The following is a 22,136-nucleotide window of genomic DNA, read 5'->3' as shown; positions in this document are numbered from 1 at the left end:
ACCGCGATGCCCACAAGAAAACGCCCCGCTAGCGGGGCGTTGCAGGGCTAGTCGTTGACCGAACACGAGACGGGCGAACCGTCTTCGAATTCCACGTCGTAGGTGTGGACCGGGTCCCAGGGCAGCGTGAACCAGAGTTCATAGCCGTCGCCATCTTCGTCGAACAGCCACAGCGCGCGCAGCACGGCCTTTTCGGCCATGGCTTCGGCGGTTTCTTCGGCCAGCAGCTGGTCGTCTTCGATGCCCAGCTTCTTGTAGTGTTCGTACGAGTAGTTGTCGAGCAGGAACTCGGCAGCGGCCAGGACGTGGTCATCGAGGTTGTCGATGATGGCCTTGACCACTTTCGAGGCGCCGCTGTCGGGCTCTTCGCCGTCGGTCTGGATCATCACGTGGATGGGCGGGCGGCTGCCGCCCACGGGCACGTTTTCCGCGGCCCAGAGATCGGGTTCTTCGGGGTCTTGGGTGAAATTGAATCGTGCCATCGCGCGCTCCGGAAAAAGGGAAGACGGGCCCCGCAAGCCGGGGCCGCCTCGTCATCTGCCCATTTAACCAGATGCGCGCGACGCCCGCTTGCCCGGCAGCGATGTTTTTGCGCACCGGGCCTTGCGCAGGCGCAAAAAAGACGCGCGCCCGGGCCGCGGGGCGATCGGGCTGAGATCAGGCGGCGACGAGGCCGCGCGGCTCGGCCGCCGGCATCGTCGGCCGGGCTGCGGGATAGTGGGCCGAAAACACCAGCCGGCCCGCGCTCCAGGCATGGCTGATGAGCGGCAGCGCGCCCACCTGCGCCACCGCCACGAGGTCGGCGCGCAGCCCCACCGCGATGCGGCCGCGGTCGGACAGCCCGCAGGCGTCGGCCGGATTGGCCGTCACCAGCGCCATGGCCTGCGGCAGCGTCAGGTCGGTCTGCGCAGCCACCGCAAAGGCCGCGGCGATCAGCGTGGACGGCTGGTAGTCCGAGCACAGGCAGCTGGCCACGCCCGCGCGGATGGCATCGATGGCCCGCATCGAACCGCTCTGGCTCTTGCCGCGCAGCACGTTGGGCGCGCCCAGGATGGTGGGCAGGCCGCAAGACACCGCGGCGCGCGCCGTGTCCAGCGTGATCGGGAATTCGCTCATCGCCACGCCCAGGTTGCGCATGGTGGCGATGCGGTGGATCGAATCGTCGTCGTGGCTGGCCGTGGGAATGCCCAGGCCGTGCGCATGCGCCAGCAGCGTTTCCACCCGCTGCACCGCGCCATCCTTGGAACGGGTCTTGGCGCGGGCGGCTTCTTCGGCCTGCTCGCGGCTCATGGCGTGGTTGCCGATCATGTATTGCAGGTACGACTCCAGCGTCTTGAACTGGCCCTGGCCCGGCGAATGGTCCATCACCGACAGCAGGTCCACCGCGCCCTCGTCCATCAGCGCCTGCAATACCGGCAGCGACGTGGCGTCGGTAACCTCGTAGCGGCAATGCACGCGGTTGTCGACCAGGCTGTGCGAGCGAAATGCGCGCACGCTGCGTACCACCTGGGCCGCGGTTTCGTTGTTGCGCACACCCGACTCGCTGTTGGCGAACGACAGCGCATGATAGGGCGTGGTGATGCCCGCCGCGGCGTTGCGGCGGTCCACCTGGGCCACCGCGAAATCCAGCGGAAACAGCACTTTCGAGCGCGGCTCGGCTTCTTTCTCGATGGCATCGCAGTGCAGGTCGATCAGCCCCGGCACCAGCGTCTGGCCACGCAGGTCGATTTCCTGGTCGGCGCGGGCGCCGTCAGGGGCGATGGCCACGATCACGCCATCGTCGATCAGGACGGCGCTGTCTTCCAGCACGCGATCCGGCAGCACGACGCGGGCGTGGGTCAGGTAGATGCTTTGCATGGGGTCACTCCAATTCGACGGCGGCCTGCGCAGGGCGCAAGGCCAGGACCTGGGTCGCCACGGCGTCGCGCACTTCGGCGTCGTGGAAGATGCCCAGCAGGCAGCGGCCGGCGGCGCGCGCTTCGCGAATGAGCTCGACCACCACGGCGCGGTTGTCGGCGTCCAGGGAGGCGGTCGGTTCGTCCAGCAGCAGGATGGGGTGCTGCGCAATGAAGCCGCGGGCAATGTTGACCCGCTGCTGCTCGCCGCCCGAAAACGTGGCCGGCGCCAGGCCCCACAGGCGGGTCGGCACGTTCAGGCGCCGCAGCATGGCGCCGGCGCGGGCACGGGCTTCTTCGGCATCGGTGCCGGCCATGCGCAGCGGCTCGGCCACCACGTCCAGCGCCGACACGCGCGGAATCACCCGCAGGAACTGGCTGACGTAGCCGATGACATCGCGCCGCAGCGCCAGGATGCGCTGTTCGGGCGCGCCGACCAGTTCCACCCAATCGTTGCCAGCGCGCACGCGGATACTGCCTTCGGTGGCAAGGTAGTTGCCATACAGGCAGCGCAGCAGCGTGCTCTTGCCGGTGCCCGACGGGCCGGCCAGCACCAGGCAGTCGCCCGCGGCGGCGTCGAAGTCCACCGCGTCCAGCACCGGCAGGCGAATGCCGCCCTGGTTGTGCAGGGTGAACATCTTTCCGAGGCCCCGCACCTCGATCATGGGAGTCGCTACAGTCATGGTCAGCTCTGCAAAATGGAAGACACCAGCAACTGGGTGTAGGGATGCTGCGGGTCGTCGAGAATCTGGTCGGTCAGGCCGCTTTCCACGACTTCGCCGCCGCGCATGACCAGCGTGCGGTGCGCCAACAGGCGCGCCACCGCCAGGTCGTGGGTCACCACGATCGCGGCCAGGCCCAGGTCGGTCACCAGCTGGCGCAACAGGTCAAGCAGGCGCGCCTGCACCGAGACGTCCAGCGAGGCGGTCGGCTCGTCCATGAAGACCAGGCGCGGATGGGTCACCAGGTTGCGGGCGATCTGCAGGCGCTGCTGCATGCCGCCCGAAAACGCGGCCGGCGCGTCGTCCAGGCGGCCGGCGTCGATTTCCATTTTCTCGAGCCAGCTGCCCGCGGCCTGGCGCAGGTCGCCGTAGTGGCGGTCGCCCACGGCCATCAGGCGTTCGGCGATGTTGGCGCCCGCGCTGACCTGCATGCGCAGGCCGTCACGCGCGTTCTGGCGCACGAAGCCCCAGTCGGTGCGCGACAGCAGGCGCAGGCGCGCGCCTTGCAGCCCGGCCAGGTCGGTGAAGCCCTGGTCGCGGGTGTCGTACCAGACGCTGCCCGAGTCCGGCGGGGTCTGGTACGACACGGCCGACAGCAAGGTGCTCTTGCCCGAACCGGACTCGCCCACCACGCACAGCACTTCGCCCGGAAACAGGTCGAAGCTGACGTGGCGGCAGCCGTGCACGCCGTCCCAGGTGCGCGTCATGTCGCGCACGGAAAGCAAAGGTTGGGCGTTCATGCGGTGGCCTCTTTCGGGTGTTGCTGCGCCTGGCGGTCGTTGCAGTATTCGGTATCGGAGCAGACGAAGCGGCGCGCGCCGGCATCGTCCAGGATGATCTCGTCCAGGAAGCTGTCGCGCGAGCCGCACACGTCGCAGCATTCCGACCACTTCTCGACGGTGAAGGGGTGGTCTTCGAAGTCCAGGCTCTTGACCCGTGTGTAGGGCGGCACGGCATAGACGCGCTTTTCGCGGCCCGCGCCGAACAGCATCAGCGCCGGGCTGTTGTCCAGCTTGGGGTTGTCGAACTTGGGGATCGGCGACGGCCGCATCATGTAGCGGTCGTTGACGATGACCGGGTAGTCATAGGTGGTGGCGATGTGGCCATGCTGCGCGATGTCTTCGTACAGCTTGACGTGCATGCCGCCGTATTCGGCGAGCGCATGCATCGTGCGGGTTTCCGTTTCGCTCGGTTCCAGCCAGCGCAGCGGTTCGGGAATCGGCACCTGAAACACCATGATCTGCCCGGCTGCCAGCGGCGTTTCAGGAATGCGGTGGCGGGTCTGCACGATGCTGGCGGCGCGGGTGGATTCGGTGGTGGCCACGCCGGTCACGCGGCCGAAGAAACGGCGGATGTTGATGGCGTTGGTGGTGTCGTCCGAGCCCTGGTCGATGACCTTGAGCACGTCGCCCTGGCCGATGATGGCCGCGGTGACCTGGATGCCGCCCGTGCCCCAGCCGTAAGGCAGCGGCATCTCGCGGCTGCCGAACGGCACCTGGTAGCCCGGAATGGCCACGGCCTTGAGCAGCGCGCGGCGCAACATGCGCTTGGTGGATTCGTCCAGGTAGGCGAAGTTGTAGTGGTCATCGCGCGCGACGGTGGCGGCGGAGGTGGGGGTGGCATTCATGGGGCAACGGCCTCGTCCAGCTGGCGGGTGGTGTCGGGAGCAAGCGCGGGATCAGATGCTGAACCCGACGCGGAATCCGGCGCGGCGCGCTCGGCGCGCATGCGCCGCAGCAGCTCCAGGTTGGCCTGGAAGTCGACGTAGTGCGGCAGCTTCAAGTGCTGCACGAAACCGGAGGCCTCGACGTTGTCGCTGTGATACAGCACGAACTCGTGGTCGTTGGCCGGGGAATCGGCGCGTTCGCCCAGGTCCTTGGCCTTCAGGGCGCGGTCCACCAGCGCCATCGACATGGTCTTGCGCTCGCCGTAGCCGAAGGTCAGGCCGTAGCCGCGGGTGAACTTGGGGCCCGCTTCGCCGTTGCCGGAAAACTGGCTGACCATCTGGCATTCGGTAATCTCGATTTCGCCCACGGTAACGGCGAAACCCAGTTCCTCGATGTGCATCTCGACTTCCAGGAAGCCATAGCGGATTTCAGCGGCGAAGGGGTGGGTATTGCCATAGCCGCGCTGCGTGGAATAGCCCATCGACAGCAGGAAGCCTTCGTCGGCGCGCGCCAGGTTCTGCAGGCGCGCGGCGCGCGAGGCCGGGAAGTCCAGCGGCTGGCGGGTCAGGTCGAAGGGTTCGGGATCGCCGTCGGGAATGGCTTCGGCATCGATCAAGTCATCGTGCGCCAGGAGGTCGGTCACGCGCGGCATGGCGCTGTCCAGCGGCTCGTCGCCCGCCGGCAAGGCGTCTGCCTGGCGCTCGGCTTCCAACGAAAAATCCAGCAGGCGTTGGGTGTAGTCGTAGGTCGGGCCCAGGATCTGGCCGCCAGGCACGTCCTTGAAGGTGGACGAAATACGGCGTTGCAGGCGCATGCGGCCCGTGTCGATCGGCTGCGTATAGCCATAGCGCGACAGGGTGGTGCGATAGGCGCGCAACAGGAACACGGCTTCGATCACGTCGCCCGCGGCCTGCTTGAGCGCCAGCGCCGCCAATTGCGGATCGTAGAGCGAGCCCTCGGCCATCACGCGCGACACCGCCAGCGGCATTTGTTCGCGGATCTGGTCCAGGCTGAGCTCGGGCACGGCGCGGTCGCCGCGCCGGTAGTCGTCCAGCATGCGATAGGAATTGAGGATGGCGCGTTCGCCCCCTTTGACGGCCACGTACATGTCAGTTCTCCACGCGCGTGCTGCGGGGCAGCGCGCACAGTTGCCGCCCGTGCGTCAGGAAGACGTCGACGCCCAGCGGAAAACGTTGATGGTTCAGGCGCCATTCGCGCCAGAAACCGTCGGGCAGCCCGGCGGCGCGCAGCGCCTGGCGGGTCTGGATGCCGGGGCCGCTCAGCGTGACTTCGGCCCCCGCTTGCAGCGATTCGACTTCGATCAGCAGCGTGGTCGACAGGTCGGGATACGCCGGGTCGCCGGGATGGCAGGCCGACAGGGCCGGCGCCGCAAACCCCGCTGGCACGCAGGCAAAGCGCGCCAGCGAGGGCGACGGCACGATCGGGCAGGCGCAATGAAAGCGCAGGAAATCCAGCACGCCGCTATCGATGCCGTCGGGCAGCCACAGCGGCGTGTCGACGTCGACCAGCGTCAGAAGCAGCGCGGTCAATGCGGGCGACAACCCGGTGGGCACACCGCTGGTGGCGGCCGTTTCGACGACGCGGCCGGGGTGCGCCATGGCGTCCAGTGCCGTGCGGAAGGTGGCCTGCGCATCGTTCACCGGGTCCGCGAAACCCGGCAGCAGTTTGCGGCTGGCGGCCGCCGCGCTCGTGATGTGTTGCTGCATGTCAGTCCTCGCCCCGCACCATCGTGAAGAATTCGACCTTGGTCTGCGCGGCCACGCGCGCCTGGCGCTCGACGCGCTCGGCGCGTTCGCGCGTCAGCGGCCCGATCAGCTGGACCTGCACCGTGTCGTGCCAGTCGGGCAGTTGCAGCAGGGCGTCGGCCACGGCGGCCTGCTCGGCGTGGCGCAGCGAGCGCCCCTGCACGTAGGCAATGCCGACCACGCCGTTGTCCAGGCTGACGGCGCAACGCGTGACCGTCATTTCGCCCAGGTTGAAACGTCCGCCGGTGCCGCCGCTGCGGGCCCGCACCATGGCCATGCCGGTCTGCGCGGGGCGCAGCATCTGGTGGGACGGCAGGCCGCCCAACGAGCCGAAGGCCCCGTCCAGCATGGCCGGATCGGCCAACGCCAGCACCCGCATCCAGGCAGCCCGCTGCGCGTTGGCCTCGCCTTGCGCTGTGTGTCGATGATCCATTATTTCCTCTAAACGTCTAGACGACCGGATGGAGTATGATCGCGTTCACAACGAAGTTCAACAGCCTGGCGTGAATTTTTGATGACAGTTGCGGCGGGGACGCATCGCCTATCCCGCGCCCGCCGCTTGGTGCACAATCACAGCCATTCTTGATGAAGCTGATATGACAGCGCGAGCACATCCCATGGTTGAAAGAGGTTCCGGCATTGCCGTGTGGCGGCAGATTGGCGAGTCTTTGGCGGACGACATCCGCAACAAGCTCTACATGGCGGGCGAACAGCTGCCGTCCGAGCCCGAACTGGCCGCCAAGTTTTCCGTCAATCGCCACACCATCCGGCGCGCCATGGGCGAACTGGAACAAAGCGGCCTGGTCCGCATCGAGCAGGGCCGCGGCACCTTCGTGCAAGAGCACGCCATCGACTACGCGATCGGCAAGCGCACCCGCTTTTCCGAAAACCTGCGCAGCCAGGGCGTGCTGGGCCACCTGGAAACCCTGGGCAGCCAGACCCTGCGCGCGGCCGACGTGGCCAAGCACCTGGGCCTGGCGCGCACCGCGCCGCTGTTGCGCGTGCAATTGGTGGGCAAGGCCGAAAACCGTCCCATCAGCGCGTCCGAGCACTACTTCGACGAAAAGCGCTTTCCCGATTTCGCCGACCGCCTGACCGCCTTGAAGTCGGTGTCCAAGGTCTATGCCCACTACGGCATCGGCGACTACACCCGCAAGTGGTCACGCATTACCGCCGCCCTGCCCTCGCCCGAAGTGGCGCGGCTGCTGGGCCAGCCCAAGACGCGCCCGATCCTGCAGGTCGAAGCCCTGAACATCGACCAGGCCGGCGCGCCGTTGCAATACAGCATCACCCGCTTCGTCGGCGACCTGGTGCAATTGATGGTGACCGACGAAACCTGAACGCCCCGCGGCCTCGGCCGCGGCAGTGCGATTCCACTCATCTAGACATCTGGTTGTAATGCAACACCGCTAACGTCCCAGTCATGAACCAAGCACACGCCCCCTCGCCCCTGGCCGGTGTCACAGGCCAACGTATCCTGACCCCTCGCGGCATCGAGCACGCCAGCCTGCGCTTTCACGCAGGACTGATCGACGACGGCGGGGGCACGGCCGCGCGCGGCGCGTCCTGGTTCGACGCCGGCAACCTGCTGGTGCTGCCGGGCATCGTCGACCTGCACGGCGACGCCTTCGAACGCGCCATCATGCCGCGGCCCAGCGTCACCTTTCCGTACGACGGCGCTCTGTTCGACGTCGACCGCCAATTGCTGGCCAACGGCATCACCACCGAATTCCACGGCGTCACGCTGTCCTGGGAAGGCGGCCTGCGCGGCGAGGCCTACGCCGAACGCATGTTCGACGCGTTGGAGCGCATGCGCCACATCATGGGCGCGCGCCACTACGTGCACCTGCGCTTCGAGACCCATCACGTCGGCGGCGTCGAGACCGCCCAGCAATGGATCCGCGACGGCCGCGTGCGCTTCGTGGCGCTGAACGACCACCTGCCCAGCATGGCCCGCCGCCTGGGCGATGACCGCAAGCTGTTGCAATACGCCGACCGCGCCGAGTGCGACCTGGACACCTTCCAGGCCCGCATCCGCCAGGCGATGGGCGCGGCCGATTCCGTGGCCGACGCCATGCGCGAACTGACCGCCTGCGCCCAGGCGGCCGGCCTGAAGGTCGCCTCGCACGACGACCCGGACGCCGCCACCCGCCGCTACTACCACCAGCTGGGCTGCGGCGTGGCCGAATTCCCGCTGACCCGCGAAGCCGCCGGCGTGGCGCGCGACCTGGGCAATTCCGTGGTGTTCGGCGCCCCCAACGTGGTGCGCGGCGGCAGCCATACCAACGCCCCCAGCGCCACCGAGATGATCCGCGCAGGCCTGTGCGACATCCTCACGTCCGATTACTACTACCCCGCACCACTGGCCGCCGTGATGCGCCTGGCCCACGACGGCGTGCTGCCGCTGGAACAGGCCTGGAACCTGGTGTCGCTGAACCCGGCGCGCGCCGCCGGCCTGCAGGACCGCGGCCTGCTGGCCCCCGGCCTGATCGCCGACGCCATCGTGGTGGACGACCAGGTGCCCGGCCTGCCGCGCGTCTGCGCCGCGATCGTGGGTGGTGAATTGCGCTACGCCACCCGCGCCTTCGGCGACGACCACAGCCAGCGCATGGCCGCCTGATCATGCCGCTGGCTCACCGTTACGCCCTGTACCTGGCCCCCACCGGCCCCTGGCGCGACCTGGGCAGCCGCTGGCTGGGCCGCTGCGCCGACACCGGCGCGGCCCTGCCGCCGCTGCCCGGCCAACCCGACGCCGCGTCCGACTGGACCCGCGCGCCGCGCCACTACGGCCTGCACGCCACGCTCAAGCCGCCGTTCCGCCTGCGGACCGGCACCGCACCTGAAGACGTCGATGCCGCGGCTCGCCGCCTGGTGCAAGACGGCAGCGCCTTCGCCATCGAACTGGAATGTGAACCGCTGCGCGGTTTCCTGGCCTGGCGGGTGGCGCCGCAAGACACCGACGGCCATGCCCGCATCCACGCGCTGGCCGCGGCCGCCGTGCGCGGGCTGGACGAACTGCGCGCCCCGCCCACGGCCGACGAACTGGCCCGTCGCCAGCCGCACACCCTGCCGCCCGAGCAGCAGGCCATGCTGGCGCGCTGGGGTTACCCGTATGTGTTCGACACCTTCACCTTCCACATCACGCTGACCGGCAAGCTGGAAGGCGCCGCGCTGGCCCGGGCGCAGGCCGCGATAGCCGCCTTTGCCGACCCGTTGCGCGGCCAGGCCATGCCTGTGCCGGGCGTCAGCGTCTATGTGCAGCCGCAAGCGGGCGCGGATTTCATCGCCGCGCGCCACTACGGTTTCGACGGCACGCACACCGATGCCGTCGGCGCCGCCTGGCTGCAAGGGCCGGCCGCGACATGAACCCGCCCGCCCCCGCCAGCGGCGCCCGCCTCGTCTACCTGATGGGCGCCTCGGGCAGCGGCAAGGACACCTTGCTGCGGCTGATGCGCGCCCGCCTGCGCGGCGACGAACCCGTGCTGGTGGCGCACCGCTACATCACGCGCGACAGCGGCGCCACCGAAGACGCGCTGCGCCTGACCGTCGAGGAATTCGCGCGTCGCGCCGCGCTGGGCTGCTTTGCCCTGCGCTGGGCCAGCCATGGCCTCTTCTACGGCATCGGCATCGAGGTCGATACCTGGCTGGACTGCGGCGCGGCCGTCATCATCAACGGCTCGCGCGCGCACCTGGCCGACGCCTATCAGCGCTACCCGGCGCTGACCGCGGTCGAGATCACGGTCGACCCCGCCCGGCTCGCGCAGCGGCTGGCCGAACGCGGCCGTGAAACGTCCGAACAGATTGCGTCGCGCCTGTTGCGCGCGGCGCAGGACTTCGGCGTGCCCGACGGCTGCCGCCTGCTGCGGGTGGGCAACAACGGCGCGCCGGAAGCCGCGGCGGCAGAATTACTGGATATCGCCCGGGACCGGCTGGCCGCCTGACGCGGGCGCGCACAGTTCCAGCAGTATCTCGGAAAACCGGTCTTCCGCCGCCAGCGCCTGTTCGCGACGCCGCCGGATCAGGTTGATCGGCGGCAGTTCCCAGCCGAAATCCCACGGCACCATGCCCAGCTTGCCGCGCTGGCAGATCTCGCGCGCGATGTCTTCGGGCACCACCGACATCAGCGCATCGTTGGCGCTCAGCATGCCTTCGATGACGTCGGTGGAATAGGCTTCCAGCACCGGCGACGGCGAACGCAGGCCGGCGCGGATGAAATGCTCGACGATCAGCTGGCGCGTCGGCGTGTTGGCGGCCGGCAGCACCCAATCCATCTCGGCCAGCCCCGCCCAATCCGGCTTGCGGCGGGCCAGGCGCTGCGCCAGCCGGCTGTGTGCGATCAGGCGCGGCCGCTGGCGGTACAGCACGCGGTGGCTCAGGTCGTCCTGCGCCACGGTCGAGGTAGCGCGGCTGATGATGCAATCGAGCTCGTGCCGCCGCAGCATCGGCACCAGGTGGTCGGTGGTGGCGCGATGCAGCGTCAGCGTCACGCCATGGCGCTGGTGCAGCCGGCTGATCGCCGCCGTCAGCAGCGCGCTCGACACGTACGGCACCACGCCCACGTGCAGGTGGGCGGCGCGGCCGTCGTGCAGCGCGGCGACTTCGCGCGCCCACACGTCCAGATCGTTCTGCAGGTGGCGGGCGCGCACCAGCGCCAGCTCGCCCAGGGGCGTGGCCAGCAGGCCGCGGCCCGTGCGCAGGAACAGCGGCGCGCCGAAGATGTCTTCCAGTTCGGCCAGCGCCTTGGTCGCCGCGGGCTGGCTGATGCCGGTGGCGGCCGCCACACGGGTCAGCGTGCCGTGCCGGGCGATGTTGGCCAACAGCACGAGGTGGCGCTGCTTCAGGCGGTTGGCCAGGCGTGCAGGGTCCCAGATCACGACGCTTCCCCCTATAACCATATAGTTATTCAATTATGCCAATAAAGGCGATTGCAGTTATTTCGTAATCCTATACTGGGCCCATTCACTGCCGCCTGCCGACCCGACCGCCCATGTCCACCCCAGCCTTCACCACCCGACCTGAAATCCGCGGCACCTTCGGTGTCGTCTCGTCCACGCACTGGCTGGCCTCGCAAGTGGCCATGAGCGTGCTGGAGCGCGGGGGCAACGCCTTTGACGCGGCGGTGGCGGGCGGCTTCGCGCTGCAGATCGTGGAGCCTCACCTGAACGGCCCGGGCGGCGAAGTGCCGATCCTGTTCTGGAGCGAAACCGAAGGCCGCATGCGGGCGCTGTGCGGCCAGGGGCCGGCACCGGCACTGGCCACGCCCGGCTACTTTCGCGGCCTGGGCGTGGACCTGGTGCCCGGCATCGGCCTGCTGCCCGCCACGGTACCCGGCGCGTTCGGCGCCTGGCTGACCCTGCTGCGCGACTACGGCACCTGGGAACTGGCCGACGTGCTGCGCCCGGCCATCGACTACGCCCGCAACGGCTTTCCGCTGGTGCCGCGCATCTCGCAGGCCATCCTGGCGGTGCAGGCCCTGTTCCGCGACGAATGGACCAGTTCCGCTGCCGTGTGGCTGCCTGGCGGCCGCGTGCGCGCGCCCGATGCGCTGATGCGCACGCCGGCCATCGCCGCCACTTACACCCGCATCCTGGACGAGGCGCATGCCGCATCGACCGACCGCCGCGGCCGCATCGATGCCGCGCTGGACGTCTGGTACCGCGGCTTCGTGGCCGACGAGATCGACCGCTACTACACCCACGAGGCAGTGCGCGACACCACCGGCCAGCGCAACCGCGGCCTGCTGCGCAAGGCCGACCTGGCCGACTGGCGCGCCCGCTACGACGATCCGGCCACGGTCCAGTATGGCCGCTACACGGTGGCCAAGTGCGGGATCTGGTCGCAAGGCCCGGCGCATTTGCAGCAACTGGCGCTACTGCGCCACCTGGACCTGGGCACCGACCCGTGCTCGCCGCAATTCGTGCACCACGTGGCCGAGGCCGCCAAGCTGGCCTTTGCCGACCGCGCCGTCTGGTATGGCGATCCCGACTTCGTCGACGTGCCGCTGGCCGACCTGCTCAGCGACGAATACGCCCGGACGCGCGCCGCCACGATCGGCCCGCGCGCCAGCGACACGCTGCGCCCCGGCAGCCCCGGCGGCCGTGAGCCGCGCCTGCCCGACCTGGGCGCGGCCGTGCGTACGCTGGCCGCGTCCGACACGCGCTTCGGCGTGGGCGAGCCGACGTTTGCCGCCCTGCCGCCCGTGGCCGAATGGGCCGAGCGCGAGATTTTCGTGGGCGACACCTGCCAGATCGACGTCATCGACCTGGACGGCAACATGGTGGCCGCGACGCCTTCGGGTGGCTGGCTGTCGTCCAGCCCGGTGGTGCCGGGACTGGGCTTTCCTCTGACCACGCGGCTGCAGATGACCTGGCTGGACGAAGGCGTGCCCGGCCAGCTGCAACCCGGCAAGCGGCCCAACACCACGCTGTCGCCCGGTCTGGTGCTGCGCGACGGCCAGCCCTACATGGCGTTCGGCACGCCGGGCGGCGACCAGCAGGACCAATGGACCGTGGCGTTCTTCCTGCGCCACGCGCTGGGCATGAATCTGCAGGAAGCCATCGAGGCGCCGTCCTGGCATATCGACCATTTTCCGGGCTCGTTCTGGCCGCGCGCGCTGACGCTGAATCGATTGACCGTCGAAGCGCGTCTGCCGGAGCACACCGTGCAGGCCTTGCGCGACGCGGGCCACGAGGTGCGGGTGGGGCCGGACTGGTCCGAAGGCCGCATCAGCGCCTGCACCCGCGAACCCGCCGCCGGCGGTGGCCTGCTGCTGCGCGCGGGCGCCAATCCGCGCGGCATGCAAGGCTATGCCGTCGGCCGCTAGCTTGCCCGTACTGACTGCCCGTAACGACTGCCTTTACTGACTGACCATATTTCCATCCAGCCGGCGCCCAGACCGGCCACATTGCAAGGGGTAAACACCATGAAGCTCATCCAACGACTGCTGCGCGCCTGCACCCTGGGCGTCGCCCTGGCCGGCCCGGCCCTGGCGCATGCCGCCTGGCCCGAAAAGCCCATCACCCTGATAGTGCCGTGGGCCGCCGGCGGGTCCACCGACATCCTGGCCCGCGTGCTGTCCGAAGGGCTGACGCAATCGCTGGGCCAGCCGGTCATCGTCGAGAACCGCTCGGGCGCATCGGGCAACATCGGCACCACCTACGTGGCCCGCGCCAAGCCCGACGGCTACACGCTGCTGGTCGGCTCGATGAGCACGCACACGATGAACCAGGCGCTGTATTCCAGCATGCCGTTCGACGGGGTCAAGGATTTCACGCCCATCGCCGAACTGGCGCTAGTGACCAACACCATGGTGGTGCACCCGTCGGTGCCGGCATCCAACCTGAAGGAATTCATCGCCTACGCCAAGGCCAACCCCGGCACCGTCGCCTATGCGTCGGCCGGCCAGGGGTCGACCAACCATCTCAGCGCCGCGCTCTTCGAGAAGGCCGCGGGCGTGAAGATGATGCACATCCCCTACCGCGGCGGCGCGCCCGCCGTGATGGACACCGTGGCCGGACGCACGCAGGTACTGTTCAGCGCCGGCACGCAGACCTTGCCGCACGTGCAGACCGGCAAGCTCAAGCTACTGGCCGTGACCGAAGAGCAGCGCTCGCCGCTGCTGCCCGACGTGCCCACGGTGGCCGAAACGCTGCCCGGCTATGAACTGTCGGTGTGGTACGGCGCCTTCGGCCCGGCCGGCATGCCGCCGGAACTGACCGCCCGCCTCAACCAGGAAATCAACCGCATCCTGAAGCGGCCCGACGTCATCAAGAAAATGGCCGACATGGGCGTGCTGTTGATGGACACCACGCCGGAACAGTTTTCCAAGGTGCTGGCGCGCGATGCCGACAAGTACGGCAAGCTCATCAAGGAACTGGGGATCACCGCCGAATGAGCACGCTTTTGGACACCGCCGGCGCTCTCGACCGCCTGGCGCAGGCCTACGCCGACGCATCGGTGCAAGCGGCCTTCGCCGCCATCGACGCCCATGCGCATGACGTGCTCGGCCATACGCTGTGCACCATCAACCGCCACGATGCGGCCCAGATGCGCGTGGTGCGCCTGTACAGCTCGAACCCGGCGGCCTACCCGCCTGGCGGCAGCAAGGACAAGCGCGGCACCGCCTGGGGCAATCACGTGCTGCTCGAACGCAAGCTGTTCGTTGGCGAAGGCGAAGCCGCCATCCGCGAATTCTTCAACGACCACGATGCCATCCGCGAGCTGGGCTTGCAGTCGGTGATCAACGTGCCGGTGGTGCATGACGGCGCCTGCCTGGGCACCGTCAACTTCCTGATGCCGCGCGCCGCGCTGTCCGCAGCGGACATCGCCGCCGCGCGGCTGGCGGGCCTCTTGGCCCTGCCCGCCTTCCTGACGCTGGCGCCGGACTGACGCCCGCACCGGGCCGGGGTTGCAACCTCGGCCAAGCCTAGATCAGCGCGCGGCGGATGCGCGAGGACGCCATGTCGATCACCACCACGAACGCCACGATGATGATCATCACCGCGCAGGTCTCGGCATAGCGGAAGCTGCGGATGATTTCCCACAGCACGGTGCCGATGCCGCCCGCGCCCACGATGCCCACCACCGAGGCCGAGCGCACGTTCGATTCGAAGCGGTACAGCGAATACGAGATCCACAGCGGCAGCACCTGAGGGATCACGCCGTAGACGATTTCCTCCAGGGCGTTGGCACCGGTGGCGCGCACGCCCTCCACGGGCCGCGGATCGATGGCCTCGACTGCTTCGGAAAACAGCTTGGCCAGCACGCCGGTGGTGTGCACCCACAGCGCCAGCACCCCGGCGAACGGACCCAGGCCCACCGCCACGATGAACAGCATGGCGAACACCATTTCATTGATGGCGCGGCAGGCGTCCATCAGGCGCCGCATCGGCTGATAGACCCAGGCAGGCACCATGTTCGACGAACACAGCAGGCCCAGCGGCACGGCCAGCACGATCGCCAGGAACGTGCCCCACACGGCGATCTGCACCGTCACGACCATCTCGTCCAGGTACATGCGCCAATCGCGGAAATTGGGCGGAAAGAAGTCGGCGGCGAACTGCGCCATGTTGCCGGAGTCCCGCAGCAGGTCCAGCGGCCGCATGTCGGCGCCGCGCCAGGACATCACCAGCAGTGCCAGCACGATGGCCCATACGAGCAGGACCGGCAGCGACGAGCGCGGCGCGGCGGAATTACGGGAAGTGGGCACGGCCAGGGTCATATCGATTCCAGGTAGAAAGTGCGATGCGCACGCGCCGGCGCCTGCAATCAGGCGCCGGCGCGTGCGGCATCGTTACTGCTTGGCCGTGGCCGGTTGGCCCAGGCTGGCCAGCTTGCGGTCCAGTTCGGCCAGCTGCTTCTGCTTTTCGGTCTGGCTGATGGTGGCGTCGCCTTCGACCTTGGCCTTTTCGCGGGCCAGTTCGATCTGGCGGATCGGCACCAGTTGCTGGTTGTCCGACGCGCGGAAGCCCTGGTAGGTCAGCGCCTTCAGGTTGGCCATTTCACGCTCGGCGTCCTTGCCCTTGCCGTAGTTCACGAAGAAGTCGCGGATCTTGGCCTTCATGTCGGCCGGCAGGTCGGTGCGCATGACGAGTGGATCGGCCGGGATCAGCGGCGACTTCCACAGGATGCGCACGCTGTCGTTGGCGTCCTTGCCGGTGCTCAGGCGATAGCGCTCCAGCGCCTCGGTGTTGTTCACGGCTACGTCCACCTGCTTGTTGATGACCGACAGCAGGTTGGCTTCGTGGTTGCTCGACCGCACCGTCTTGAAGAAGGTCTTGGGTTCGATCTTGTTGGCGGCCCACAGGTAGTAGCCGGGCACGGCGGTGCCGGACGTCGAGTTGGGATCGCCCGCGCCGTAGCTGAGCTGGCCACGGCGCTTGAGCACGTCGTCCAGCGTCTTCAGGTCGCTGTCCTTGTTGACGATCAGCAGCGACCAGTAGCCCGGGTTGCCGTCCTTGTCGATCACCGAGGCGAACACTTCGCCGTTGGCGCGGTCCACGGCCTCGATGGCCGCCTTGTTGCCATACCAGGCAACCTGCACCTTGTTGAAGCGCATGCCTTCGATGATGCCGGCGTAGTCCGACGCGAAGAAGGGCTTGACCGGCACGCCGATGGCGCGGCTCAGGTCGTCGATGACCGGCTGCCAGACCGACTTCAGGTTGGTCGACGATTCGGTCGAGATGATGCCGAAGTTCAGCGGCTTGGCGTCCTGGGCGTGGGCTTGCGTGGACAGGGCGGCAGCGGCGATCAGGGCACAAAAGGTTCTGCGTAGCATGGGAAAGCTCCGGGTAGGAAAGGGGCGGTCAGGCGGCGTAGGCCTGTTGGGAAAGCGGCGCCAGGCCGGGCAGCGGCGTGACCGGCGGCGAGTATTCGGGAAGCAGCTCGCTCAGTTCCGAGCCGTACAGGTCGCGCAGCATGGCGGGGGTCAGGTCGGCCGACGGGCCGTCGTAGACCACCTTGCCGTGGCGCAGCGCCACCACTCGCGGGCAGTAGCGCAGGGCCACGTCGACCTGGTGCAGCGACACCACCACGGCCACCTTGCGGGTGCGGTTGATCTGCGCCAGCGTGTCCATCACGCGGCGGGACGATTCCGGGTCGAGCGAGGCAATCGGTTCGTCGGCCAGGATCACGCGAGCGTTCTGCACCAGTGTGCGGGCGATGGCCGCGCGCTGCTGCTGGCCGCCGGACAGCGTCGAGGCACGTTGAAATGCATAGTCGTCTATACCAACCTGGGCAAGCGCGTCGAGCCCTTGGCGGACTTCGGCTCGCAGGAACACGCGGATCAGGCTGCGCCACATCGGCACGCGCGGCAGCATGCCGGTCAGCACGTTGGTGATCACCGGCAGGCGGCCCACCAGGTTGAATTGCTGGAACACGAAACCGATACTGGCGCGGGCAGCCCGCACATTGCGCGACAGGCGGCCATTGCGCTGGATCAGCTGGCCGTTGACGGTCACGCTGCCCTGCCCGGCATCGCCGGCCACGAAGCCGGCCAGGTGGCGCAGCAGGGTGGACTTGCCCGAGCCCGAGGCGCCCAGCAGCGCCACCATTTCACCGTCGGCCACGCGCAGGCTGACGTTGTCCAGCGCCAGCGCGCCGGGATGGAAGGATTTGCTCAGGCCTTGCACTTCGATGGCGGTTGTCATCGTCGAATCCCCTTGGGTAGTTCATGGGCGCATTCTGTTTTCGCGGCATGACAGCGCGATGACCTGACGATCGAATCATTTGGCGGAAAATGGGGGCATGGCAACCGACTGAAAGACATCCGTCATATAAGGCCGCGCCGCTGTCGCATGCCGCGGGTATATTCAAGGAATCCCCCCTTTCCGCCAGGCGCTCATCATGATCAAAGGTTCCTGCCTCTGCGGCCGCGTTGCCTACGAAATCAGCGGCCCGCTCACCGACGCCCTCAATTGCCATTGCGCCATGTGCCGCAAATCGCACGGCGCGGCGTTCCGCAGCCGAGCCACCGTGCAGGCCAGGGACTTCGCCTGGACCAAGGGGGAAAACCACGTGACCTGGTACTGCTCGTCGCCGGGCAACTACCGCGGCTTCTGCGAGGCCTGCGGCACGCCGCTGCTCAGCCGCTTCGACCAGACCCCGGACATCTACGGCCTGCCGCTGGGCGCGCTGGACGACGATCCGGGCGTCAAGCCCGCCGCGCATTGCCACGTGGCCAGCAAGGCGCCGTGGTTCGACATCACCGACACCCTGCCCCAACACCCCGAGGCCTACGAGAGCGCCGACGCGGAGCTGCCGCACGCGGTGACCTGAATATTCAACCCAGGGGTTGAACTTCCAACGAAAAGCGGGCTATATTCAACCCTATGGTTGAACTTATGCCCACCCCCTCCCTGGATGCCGTCTTTCGCGCGCTGGCCGACCCCACGCGGCGCGAGATGCTGCGCAGCCTGGCCGAGGGGGACCGCAGCATCGGTGAACTGGCCGCGCCCCTGCGCATGAGCTTTGCCGGCGCCTCCAAACACGTGCAGGCGCTGGAACGGGCCGGCCTGCTGCGGCGCACCGTCAAGGGCCGCAACCATGTCTGCAGCCTGGAACCGGCCCCCATGGCCGAGGCCATGCAATGGCTGCGCTTCTATGAACAATTCTGGTCCAGCAAGCTGGACGCGCTGGCCGCCGCGCTCGCCGCCCACACACCCCCGGCCAGTCCCCAAGGAGAGCAACATGAGTGAATACGGCGTCGTCACCGGCCCCGAGTCCCTGACCTTCACCCGCGTCCTGCCCGGCAGCGTCGAGCGCGTCTGGGCGTTTCTGACCGAATCCGACAAGCGCGGACTATGGCTGGCCACCGGCGACATGGACCTGCGCGAAGGCGGCGGCGTCACCCTGCGCTTCGTGCACGCCGACCTGTCGTCCGTGGCCGAACCTACGCCCGACCCCTACAAACCCTACGAAAACGGGGTCACCACGCACGGCGTCATCACCCGCTGCGAGCCGCCGCGGCTGCTGGCCTTCACCTGGGGCGGTTCGCGCGGCGAACCGTCGGAAGTCACGTTCGAACTGTCGCCGCAAGGCCATGACACCCTGCTGGTGCTGACCCACCGCAAACTGGCCACCCGCGAAGACATGGTCGACGTGGCCGGCGGCTGGCATGCGCACCTGGGCGTGCTGTCGGCCCGACTGGCCGGCCGCAGCCCGGGTCCGTTCTGGTCGGCGCTGCAACGCTGGGAAGCCGACTACCGGGCGCGCATCCCGGCGCGCTGACTGCCCCTGGCCCGGGCCGCTAGCTCGGGCCGTTTGGCTCGGGCCGTTTGGCCCGGGCCGTTTGGCCCGGCCGCGCCGCCAGCCTGCCCTGCTGGCGCGGCCGAGTCGTTCAATAGCAACTATCACGCCCTGGCGGCGGATAAAAACTGGCTAAATATTGCGCTTTGCAGTAACATAAGTCCGTGATTTTTCCGCAAAAACCGGGCTTTTTTCACTCTGCGTGCCAACCCTGTGGTGGCGGGTCGGAACGGCAACCGGTTTTCTTGGGCGAAACCTACGACTGTCCCGCAGCGCATTGCAGCACCCCGCGCCGCCCGGCACTGCAGCAGACGCTCCAACCCGCTTCTTCCGGCAACGCGCCACAAGCGCCGACCCGCGACCAAGCCGCGCATCGCGCGCACACAGCCCTCGCGGCGCGAGTATCCGTCATTTCAGACATCCAATCGGGATGCCGTGGCCCCTACCCGCGCTTGCCCGGACGTTTTACGTTCAAACCGCTGGACCTGGATTTCAGGGTCCAACGCGCCCGCCGCCCCTGCGGCGCGCCATGCCAACGGCATGGCGGCGCGTAACGATCAAGGAGTAGAAAATGGCTAAAGAAGAACTCATCGAATTGGATGGCATCGTTGACGAAGTGCTGCCCGATAGCCGCTACCGCGTCAAACTGGACAACGGCATCGAAGTGGGCGCCTACGCCTCTGGCCGCATCCGCAAGCACCGCATCCGCATCCTGGCGGGCGATCGCGTCACCCTGGAAATGTCGCCGTACGACCTGACCAAGGGCCGCATCAACTTCCGCCACAAGGACGAGCGCGCACCCGCGCCGCACCGTCCCCAGCAGTACCGCCGCTAAAACGCCCGGCTCTGGGCCGGCCTGTGCGCCGGCCCCCACCGCTTGCTTCAGCTCGGGCAGCCCTTAACCTTGCCCGCGCCCTGCCGTAGTAATGCAGAAGACCCCGGTTCATGAAAAAATGGCGCCCAGCCGCCAGGCCCGGCGGAACCCGCACGAAGCAAGATGGATCTGACACAGGAACTGAAAGAAGCCGCTGACCAGCTCTCTTTGACGCGAAGACGATTCGCCAAGGGGGAAGAAGGCCTGCGCCTGCTTCATCAATCGCGCGAGGCGTTCATCAACAGCCTGCGCAACACCGGCCTGACCTACGCCGAAGCCAAGACCAAGTACGACAATTGCCTGGATGAGCAGGAAGTGCAGCTGCACGGCATGCTGGACCAGATGATGTATGCCGAGCGCATGCACCAGTTCGTGCTGCATCGCATCGCCCTGCAACAACCCGCCGCCGCAGCGGCCGCGCCCGAACCGCAGGCGCAAGCCGTCACGGCCTGACTTTCATCCCGGCGCGCCCGTGCGCGCCGTGCATCAGGGCTTGAAGGCGCCGATGAAGATCGCGGGGTCGACCCGCGCATCGTTCAGGCTGACATTCCAGTGCAGGTGCGGGCCGGTTGCCCGGCCAGTAGCCCCGACTTTTCCGACCAGGCCGCCGCGAGGCACCTCGTCGCCCACCTTCACGTCGATGGCCGACATGTGGCAGAACATGCTGACGAAGCCCTGCCCGTGGTCCAGGAACACGGTCTTGCCGTTGAAGAAGTAATCCCCCACCAGCGACACCACGCCCGCGGCCGGCGCCTTGATCGGCGTGCCCGCCGGCACGGCGAAATCCAGGCCGGAATGCGGATTGCGTTCTTCGCCGTTGAAAAAGCGCCGCAACCCGAACGGGCTGGACAGACGGCCGCCGGTGACGGGGCGATCCAGCAACACGTTGCTGGGCGTGACGCCGGCGCGATAGGCGCGGTTGGCGGCGCTTTGCTCGGCCATCTCGCGCTCGATGCGCTTCATGTCGTCGGGGTCCGGGTTGACCTGGCGCGGGTTCTTCAGCGTGATGTGCTGCGCCACGTATTCCTTGGGGCGCACCGTGAAGGCCACCTGGCGCGTGGCATTGCCGTCGCGCACCGAAATTTCCTGAGCGCCCGGCTTGACCGCCAGCGGAATGCCGACCACGGCGATCCATTGCTTGCCGTCTTCGCGCAGCACCAGCACGCGGCGATCACGGTAAGTGACTTCCGGGGCGCGGGGGCCGTCGCCCAGCGCCAGCACGGCCACGCCGCCGGGCACCGGCGCATTGAGCTTGCGGGTGATGAAGCCGGCTTGCGCGCCGGAGGCTTGCTGCGCCCGGGCCGGCAGGCCCAGGCACACGGCGGCGGCGGCCAGGCCCAGCCGCAGCATGTCTCGGCGTTGCGGCATCACTGTTGCAGGCACAGGTTGGCCGGTTCGATCAGGCTCTGGTCGCGCCGCGTGATGCGGGTAGACAGGCGGGCTTCGGTCTTGCCCTTCCAGGTGGTGGTGGTCAGCACGGCCTCGACGCCCAGGCTGTCCTGCTGGATCAGTTCAAAGCCGTTGCGCACCGCCTTGCGTTCGAAATTCACGCCGATGCCCTTCCAGGCCGAGGCAACGCAATTGGTGTAGTCCTCGGCCGAGCGTTGGGTGGACCCGTAGAACACCGGGTCGCGGTCGCGCACGTCTTTGACGTTGGCGCAGGCCGATACGGCGAGCAGGACGGCGGTAAGGGACAAGGCGGTACGGACCTTCATGGGACGGCTCTCTGGCTGGGGGTGAAAAAGGGGGCGGCCAACTATACCGCAGCGTCCCCGGGGGCTGGCTGCGGGCGGCGCGCCGATTTCGGGCGGAAGGCGGCGATGACCTCGGGGCGGGTCTCGGCATAGGGGCCGCCGATCAGGTCGATGCAGTAAGGAATGGCGGCAAAGATGCCCGGCACCAGCGTCGACCCGTCGTCGGCCTTCAGGCCTTCCAGCGTTTCGCGGATGGCCTTGGGCTGGCCCGGCAGGTTGACGATCAGGGCGGCGTGCGACGGCCGCTCGCGGATGACGGCAACCTGCCGCGACAGGATGGCGGTGGGCACGAAACGCAGGCTGATCTGGCGCATCTGTTCGCCAAAACCGGGCATTTCCTTGGTGCCGACGGCCAGGGTGGCCTCGGGCGTGACGTCGCGCCGGGCGGGGCCGGTGCCGCCGGTGGTCAGCACCAGGTCGCAGCCGCAGGTGTCGACCAGTTCGATCAGCGTGTCGGAAATGCGCGCGGGCTCGTCGGGAATCAGGCGGTCCACCGCCTGCCAGGGCGAGGCCAGGGCGCCGCCCAGCCATTCACGCAGGGCGGGCAGGCCCTGGTCCTGGTAGGCGCCGGCCGAGGCGCGGTCGGAAATCGACACCAGGCCGATGATCAGTTCGTCGGGGTGGCGGCGGGCGATTCGGGTAGGGGTAGTCATGACAGGATGCTATCGCATTCTTTGGCGGCCGAGCCGGGCGTGCACGCGGGCCGGTGGGCCG

General features: G+C 68.2%; 27 protein-coding genes. 12 read left to right on the top strand and 15 right to left on the bottom strand.

All coding sequences use genetic code 11. From position 1 onward, the window contains the following. Positions 1-47: 47 nt before the first annotated feature. The 8 genes from AC3WMR_RS16890 to phnG all read right to left on the bottom strand — a co-directional run bounded on the left by AC3WMR_RS16890 (position 48) and on the right by phnG (position 6,483). Positions 48-482: a hypothetical protein gene (locus AC3WMR_RS16890; protein WP_175195426.1), complete on the bottom strand. Its 435-nt coding sequence runs from the start codon at positions 480-482 to the stop codon at positions 48-50. A gap of 175 nt (positions 483-657) precedes the next feature. Continuing rightward, a complete protein-coding gene (locus AC3WMR_RS16885) occupies positions 658-1,857 on the bottom strand; it encodes an alpha-D-ribose 1-methylphosphonate 5-triphosphate diphosphatase (protein WP_492264102.1) in 1,200 nt (399 codons plus the stop codon). A 4-nt stretch (positions 1,858-1,861) separates the two neighbouring features. Continuing rightward, positions 1,862-2,578: a phosphonate C-P lyase system protein PhnL gene (gene phnL / locus AC3WMR_RS16880; protein WP_492264103.1), complete on the bottom strand. Its 717-nt coding sequence runs from the start codon at positions 2,576-2,578 to the stop codon at positions 1,862-1,864. A gap of 2 nt (positions 2,579-2,580) precedes the next feature. Beyond that, positions 2,581-3,357 (bottom strand): phosphonate C-P lyase system protein PhnK, encoded by a 777-nt coding sequence (gene phnK / locus AC3WMR_RS16875; RefSeq protein WP_492264104.1) that lies wholly within the window; start codon positions 3,355-3,357, stop codon positions 2,581-2,583. Then, entirely contained in the window at positions 3,354-4,244 is an 891-nt protein-coding gene (locus AC3WMR_RS16870) for an alpha-D-ribose 1-methylphosphonate 5-phosphate C-P-lyase PhnJ (RefSeq protein ID WP_492264105.1), read from the bottom strand. Before AC3WMR_RS16870 ends, phnK begins: the two co-directional genes overlap by 4 nt. Further along, positions 4,241-5,392, bottom strand: a complete 1,152-nt coding sequence (locus tag AC3WMR_RS16865) for a carbon-phosphorus lyase complex subunit (RefSeq protein ID WP_492264106.1) — start codon at positions 5,390-5,392, stop codon at positions 4,241-4,243. Before AC3WMR_RS16865 ends, AC3WMR_RS16870 begins: the two co-directional genes overlap by 4 nt. A 1-nt stretch (position 5,393) precedes the next feature. Continuing rightward, complete coding sequence (gene phnH / locus AC3WMR_RS16860) at positions 5,394-6,011, bottom strand: phosphonate C-P lyase system protein PhnH (protein WP_492264107.1); 618 nt, start codon at positions 6,009-6,011, stop codon at positions 5,394-5,396. A 1-nt stretch (position 6,012) separates the two neighbouring features. Beyond that, on the bottom strand, positions 6,013-6,483 hold the full coding sequence (phnG, locus tag AC3WMR_RS16855; protein ID WP_492264108.1) for a phosphonate C-P lyase system protein PhnG: 471 nt from the start codon (positions 6,481-6,483) through the stop codon (positions 6,013-6,015). 184 nt (positions 6,484-6,667) lie between these two features. On the opposite strand from phnG, the gene phnF reads away from it, so the two are divergent. The 4 genes from phnF to phnN all read left to right on the top strand — a co-directional run bounded on the left by phnF (position 6,668) and on the right by phnN (position 9,991). Next, entirely contained in the window at positions 6,668-7,390 is a 723-nt protein-coding gene (phnF, locus tag AC3WMR_RS16850; RefSeq protein WP_025137379.1) for a phosphonate metabolism transcriptional regulator PhnF, read from the top strand. An 83-nt stretch (positions 7,391-7,473) separates the two neighbouring features. After that, positions 7,474-8,670, top strand: a complete 1,197-nt coding sequence (locus AC3WMR_RS16845) for an alpha-D-ribose 1-methylphosphonate 5-triphosphate diphosphatase (protein WP_175195412.1) — start codon at positions 7,474-7,476, stop codon at positions 8,668-8,670. A 2-nt stretch (positions 8,671-8,672) separates the two neighbouring features. Then, positions 8,673-9,416, top strand: coding sequence for a DUF1045 domain-containing protein (locus AC3WMR_RS16840; protein ID WP_492264109.1), 744 nt, complete (start codon positions 8,673-8,675; stop codon positions 9,414-9,416). After that, entirely contained in the window at positions 9,413-9,991 is a 579-nt protein-coding gene (gene phnN, locus AC3WMR_RS16835; RefSeq protein WP_492264110.1) for a phosphonate metabolism protein/1,5-bisphosphokinase (PRPP-forming) PhnN, read from the top strand. The genes AC3WMR_RS16840 and phnN overlap by 4 nt, the downstream gene beginning before the upstream one ends. Here phnN and AC3WMR_RS16830 read toward each other — a convergent pair. Further along, positions 9,956-10,924 (bottom strand): LysR family transcriptional regulator, encoded by a 969-nt coding sequence (locus AC3WMR_RS16830; protein WP_492264111.1) that lies wholly within the window; start codon positions 10,922-10,924, stop codon positions 9,956-9,958. The two genes, phnN and AC3WMR_RS16830, sit on opposite strands and share 36 nt — an antisense overlap. 113 nt (positions 10,925-11,037) lie before the next feature. On the opposite strand from AC3WMR_RS16830, the gene AC3WMR_RS16825 reads away from it, so the two are divergent. From AC3WMR_RS16825 to AC3WMR_RS16815, 3 genes are all read left to right on the top strand, one after another. Continuing rightward, positions 11,038-12,873, top strand: coding sequence for a gamma-glutamyltransferase family protein (locus AC3WMR_RS16825; RefSeq protein ID WP_492264112.1), 1,836 nt, complete (start codon positions 11,038-11,040; stop codon positions 12,871-12,873). Positions 12,874-12,972: 99 nt separating this feature from the next. Next, the gene (locus AC3WMR_RS16820) at positions 12,973-13,944 is read left to right on the top strand and encodes a Bug family tripartite tricarboxylate transporter substrate binding protein (protein WP_025137373.1); all 972 of its coding nucleotides are present in this window, start codon (positions 12,973-12,975) and stop codon (positions 13,942-13,944) included. Further along, positions 13,941-14,438 (top strand): GAF domain-containing protein, encoded by a 498-nt coding sequence (locus tag AC3WMR_RS16815; protein WP_492264113.1) that lies wholly within the window; start codon positions 13,941-13,943, stop codon positions 14,436-14,438. The genes AC3WMR_RS16820 and AC3WMR_RS16815 overlap by 4 nt, the downstream gene beginning before the upstream one ends. Positions 14,439-14,475: 37 nt before the next feature. Here the strand turns inward: AC3WMR_RS16815 and phnE are convergent, their stop codons facing one another. The 3 genes from phnE to phnC all read right to left on the bottom strand — a co-directional run bounded on the left by phnE (position 14,476) and on the right by phnC (position 17,197). Then, the gene (phnE, locus tag AC3WMR_RS16810) at positions 14,476-15,270 is read right to left on the bottom strand and encodes a phosphonate ABC transporter, permease protein PhnE (RefSeq protein ID WP_025137371.1); all 795 of its coding nucleotides are present in this window, start codon (positions 15,268-15,270) and stop codon (positions 14,476-14,478) included. A 72-nt stretch (positions 15,271-15,342) separates the two neighbouring features. Next, the gene (gene phnD, locus AC3WMR_RS16805) at positions 15,343-16,326 is read right to left on the bottom strand and encodes a phosphonate ABC transporter substrate-binding protein (protein ID WP_492264114.1); all 984 of its coding nucleotides are present in this window, start codon (positions 16,324-16,326) and stop codon (positions 15,343-15,345) included. Between the two features lie 28 nt (positions 16,327-16,354). Then, the gene (gene phnC, locus AC3WMR_RS16800; protein WP_025137369.1) at positions 16,355-17,197 is read right to left on the bottom strand and encodes a phosphonate ABC transporter ATP-binding protein; all 843 of its coding nucleotides are present in this window, start codon (positions 17,195-17,197) and stop codon (positions 16,355-16,357) included. Between the two features lie 196 nt (positions 17,198-17,393). Between phnC and AC3WMR_RS16795 the strand changes: the two genes are divergently transcribed. The 5 genes from AC3WMR_RS16795 (at position 17,394) to AC3WMR_RS16775 (ending at position 20,121) form a co-directional block, all read left to right on the top strand. Next, positions 17,394-17,825 carry a GFA family protein gene (locus AC3WMR_RS16795; RefSeq protein WP_492264115.1) on the top strand — a complete coding sequence of 144 codons (432 nt, stop codon included), beginning with the start codon at positions 17,394-17,396 and terminating at the stop codon, positions 17,823-17,825. A 53-nt stretch (positions 17,826-17,878) separates the two neighbouring features. After that, a complete protein-coding gene (locus AC3WMR_RS16790) occupies positions 17,879-18,244 on the top strand; it encodes an ArsR/SmtB family transcription factor (RefSeq protein WP_492264116.1) in 366 nt (121 codons plus the stop codon). Beyond that, complete coding sequence (locus AC3WMR_RS16785) at positions 18,237-18,776, top strand: SRPBCC family protein (protein WP_492264117.1); 540 nt, start codon at positions 18,237-18,239, stop codon at positions 18,774-18,776. Before AC3WMR_RS16790 ends, AC3WMR_RS16785 begins: the two co-directional genes overlap by 8 nt. A gap of 589 nt (positions 18,777-19,365) precedes the next feature. Further along, a complete protein-coding gene (gene infA, locus AC3WMR_RS16780) occupies positions 19,366-19,629 on the top strand; it encodes a translation initiation factor IF-1 (RefSeq protein WP_006221179.1) in 264 nt (87 codons plus the stop codon). A gap of 162 nt (positions 19,630-19,791) precedes the next feature. Beyond that, positions 19,792-20,121 (top strand): hypothetical protein, encoded by a 330-nt coding sequence (locus AC3WMR_RS16775; RefSeq protein WP_175219162.1) that lies wholly within the window; start codon positions 19,792-19,794, stop codon positions 20,119-20,121. 33 nt (positions 20,122-20,154) lie between these two features. Here the strand turns inward: AC3WMR_RS16775 and AC3WMR_RS16770 are convergent, their stop codons facing one another. From AC3WMR_RS16770 to mog, 3 genes are read right to left on the bottom strand one after another with little or no spacing between them, the layout of a single operon-like run. After that, positions 20,155-21,036, bottom strand: a complete 882-nt coding sequence (locus tag AC3WMR_RS16770; RefSeq protein WP_492264118.1) for a peptidoglycan DD-metalloendopeptidase family protein — start codon at positions 21,034-21,036, stop codon at positions 20,155-20,157. Next, complete coding sequence (locus AC3WMR_RS16765; protein ID WP_025137363.1) at positions 21,036-21,383, bottom strand: hypothetical protein; 348 nt, start codon at positions 21,381-21,383, stop codon at positions 21,036-21,038. Before AC3WMR_RS16765 ends, AC3WMR_RS16770 begins: the two co-directional genes overlap by 1 nt. Before the next feature lie 41 nt (positions 21,384-21,424). After that, a complete protein-coding gene (gene mog, locus AC3WMR_RS16760; protein WP_175219160.1) occupies positions 21,425-22,075 on the bottom strand; it encodes a molybdopterin adenylyltransferase in 651 nt (216 codons plus the stop codon). Positions 22,076-22,136 lie beyond the last annotated feature (61 nt).

This window comes from Achromobacter sp. FW305-C-28, from assembly GCF_058783235.1.
Note: the sequence above shows the minus strand (reverse complement) of the source record. Positions and strands in the feature narration are given on the sequence as shown.

Bases quoted from the DNA above. Each gene is read 5' to 3' on its own strand.
- AC3WMR_RS16890 (WP_175195426.1), bottom strand. From the start codon at position 482: ATGGCACGATTCAATTTCACCCAAGACCCCGAAGAACCCGATCTCTGG.
- AC3WMR_RS16885 (WP_492264102.1), bottom strand. From the start codon at position 1,857: ATGCAAAGCATCTACCTGACCCACGCCCGCGTCGTGCTGCCGGATCGC.
- phnL (WP_492264103.1), bottom strand. From the start codon at position 2,578: ATGACTGTAGCGACTCCCATGATCGAGGTGCGGGGCCTCGGAAAGATG.
- phnK (WP_492264104.1), bottom strand. From the start codon at position 3,357: ATGAACGCCCAACCTTTGCTTTCCGTGCGCGACATGACGCGCACCTGG.
- AC3WMR_RS16870 (WP_492264105.1), bottom strand. From the start codon at position 4,244: ATGAATGCCACCCCCACCTCCGCCGCCACCGTCGCGCGCGATGACCAC.
- AC3WMR_RS16865 (WP_492264106.1), bottom strand. From the start codon at position 5,392: ATGTACGTGGCCGTCAAAGGGGGCGAACGCGCCATCCTCAATTCCTAT.
- phnH (WP_492264107.1), bottom strand. From the start codon at position 6,011: ATGCAGCAACACATCACGAGCGCGGCGGCCGCCAGCCGCAAACTGCTG.
- phnG (WP_492264108.1), bottom strand. From the start codon at position 6,483: ATGGATCATCGACACACAGCGCAAGGCGAGGCCAACGCGCAGCGGGCT.
- phnF (WP_025137379.1), top strand. From the start codon at position 6,668: ATGGTTGAAAGAGGTTCCGGCATTGCCGTGTGGCGGCAGATTGGCGAG.
- AC3WMR_RS16845 (WP_175195412.1), top strand. From the start codon at position 7,474: ATGAACCAAGCACACGCCCCCTCGCCCCTGGCCGGTGTCACAGGCCAA.
- AC3WMR_RS16840 (WP_492264109.1), top strand. From the start codon at position 8,673: ATGCCGCTGGCTCACCGTTACGCCCTGTACCTGGCCCCCACCGGCCCC.
- phnN (WP_492264110.1), top strand. From the start codon at position 9,413: ATGAACCCGCCCGCCCCCGCCAGCGGCGCCCGCCTCGTCTACCTGATG.
- AC3WMR_RS16825 (WP_492264112.1), top strand. From the start codon at position 11,038: ATGTCCACCCCAGCCTTCACCACCCGACCTGAAATCCGCGGCACCTTC.
- AC3WMR_RS16820 (WP_025137373.1), top strand. From the start codon at position 12,973: ATGAAGCTCATCCAACGACTGCTGCGCGCCTGCACCCTGGGCGTCGCC.
- AC3WMR_RS16815 (WP_492264113.1), top strand. From the start codon at position 13,941: ATGAGCACGCTTTTGGACACCGCCGGCGCTCTCGACCGCCTGGCGCAG.
- phnE (WP_025137371.1), bottom strand. From the start codon at position 15,270: ATGACCCTGGCCGTGCCCACTTCCCGTAATTCCGCCGCGCCGCGCTCG.
- phnD (WP_492264114.1), bottom strand. From the start codon at position 16,326: ATGCTACGCAGAACCTTTTGTGCCCTGATCGCCGCTGCCGCCCTGTCC.
- phnC (WP_025137369.1), bottom strand. From the start codon at position 17,197: ATGACAACCGCCATCGAAGTGCAAGGCCTGAGCAAATCCTTCCATCCC.
- AC3WMR_RS16795 (WP_492264115.1), top strand. From the start codon at position 17,394: ATGATCAAAGGTTCCTGCCTCTGCGGCCGCGTTGCCTACGAAATCAGC.
- AC3WMR_RS16790 (WP_492264116.1), top strand. From the start codon at position 17,879: ATGGTTGAACTTATGCCCACCCCCTCCCTGGATGCCGTCTTTCGCGCG.
- AC3WMR_RS16785 (WP_492264117.1), top strand. From the start codon at position 18,237: ATGAGTGAATACGGCGTCGTCACCGGCCCCGAGTCCCTGACCTTCACC.
- infA (WP_006221179.1), top strand. From the start codon at position 19,366: ATGGCTAAAGAAGAACTCATCGAATTGGATGGCATCGTTGACGAAGTG.
- AC3WMR_RS16775 (WP_175219162.1), top strand. From the start codon at position 19,792: ATGGATCTGACACAGGAACTGAAAGAAGCCGCTGACCAGCTCTCTTTG.
- AC3WMR_RS16770 (WP_492264118.1), bottom strand. From the start codon at position 21,036: ATGCCGCAACGCCGAGACATGCTGCGGCTGGGCCTGGCCGCCGCCGCC.
- AC3WMR_RS16765 (WP_025137363.1), bottom strand. From the start codon at position 21,383: ATGAAGGTCCGTACCGCCTTGTCCCTTACCGCCGTCCTGCTCGCCGTA.
- mog (WP_175219160.1), bottom strand. From the start codon at position 22,075: ATGACTACCCCTACCCGAATCGCCCGCCGCCACCCCGACGAACTGATC.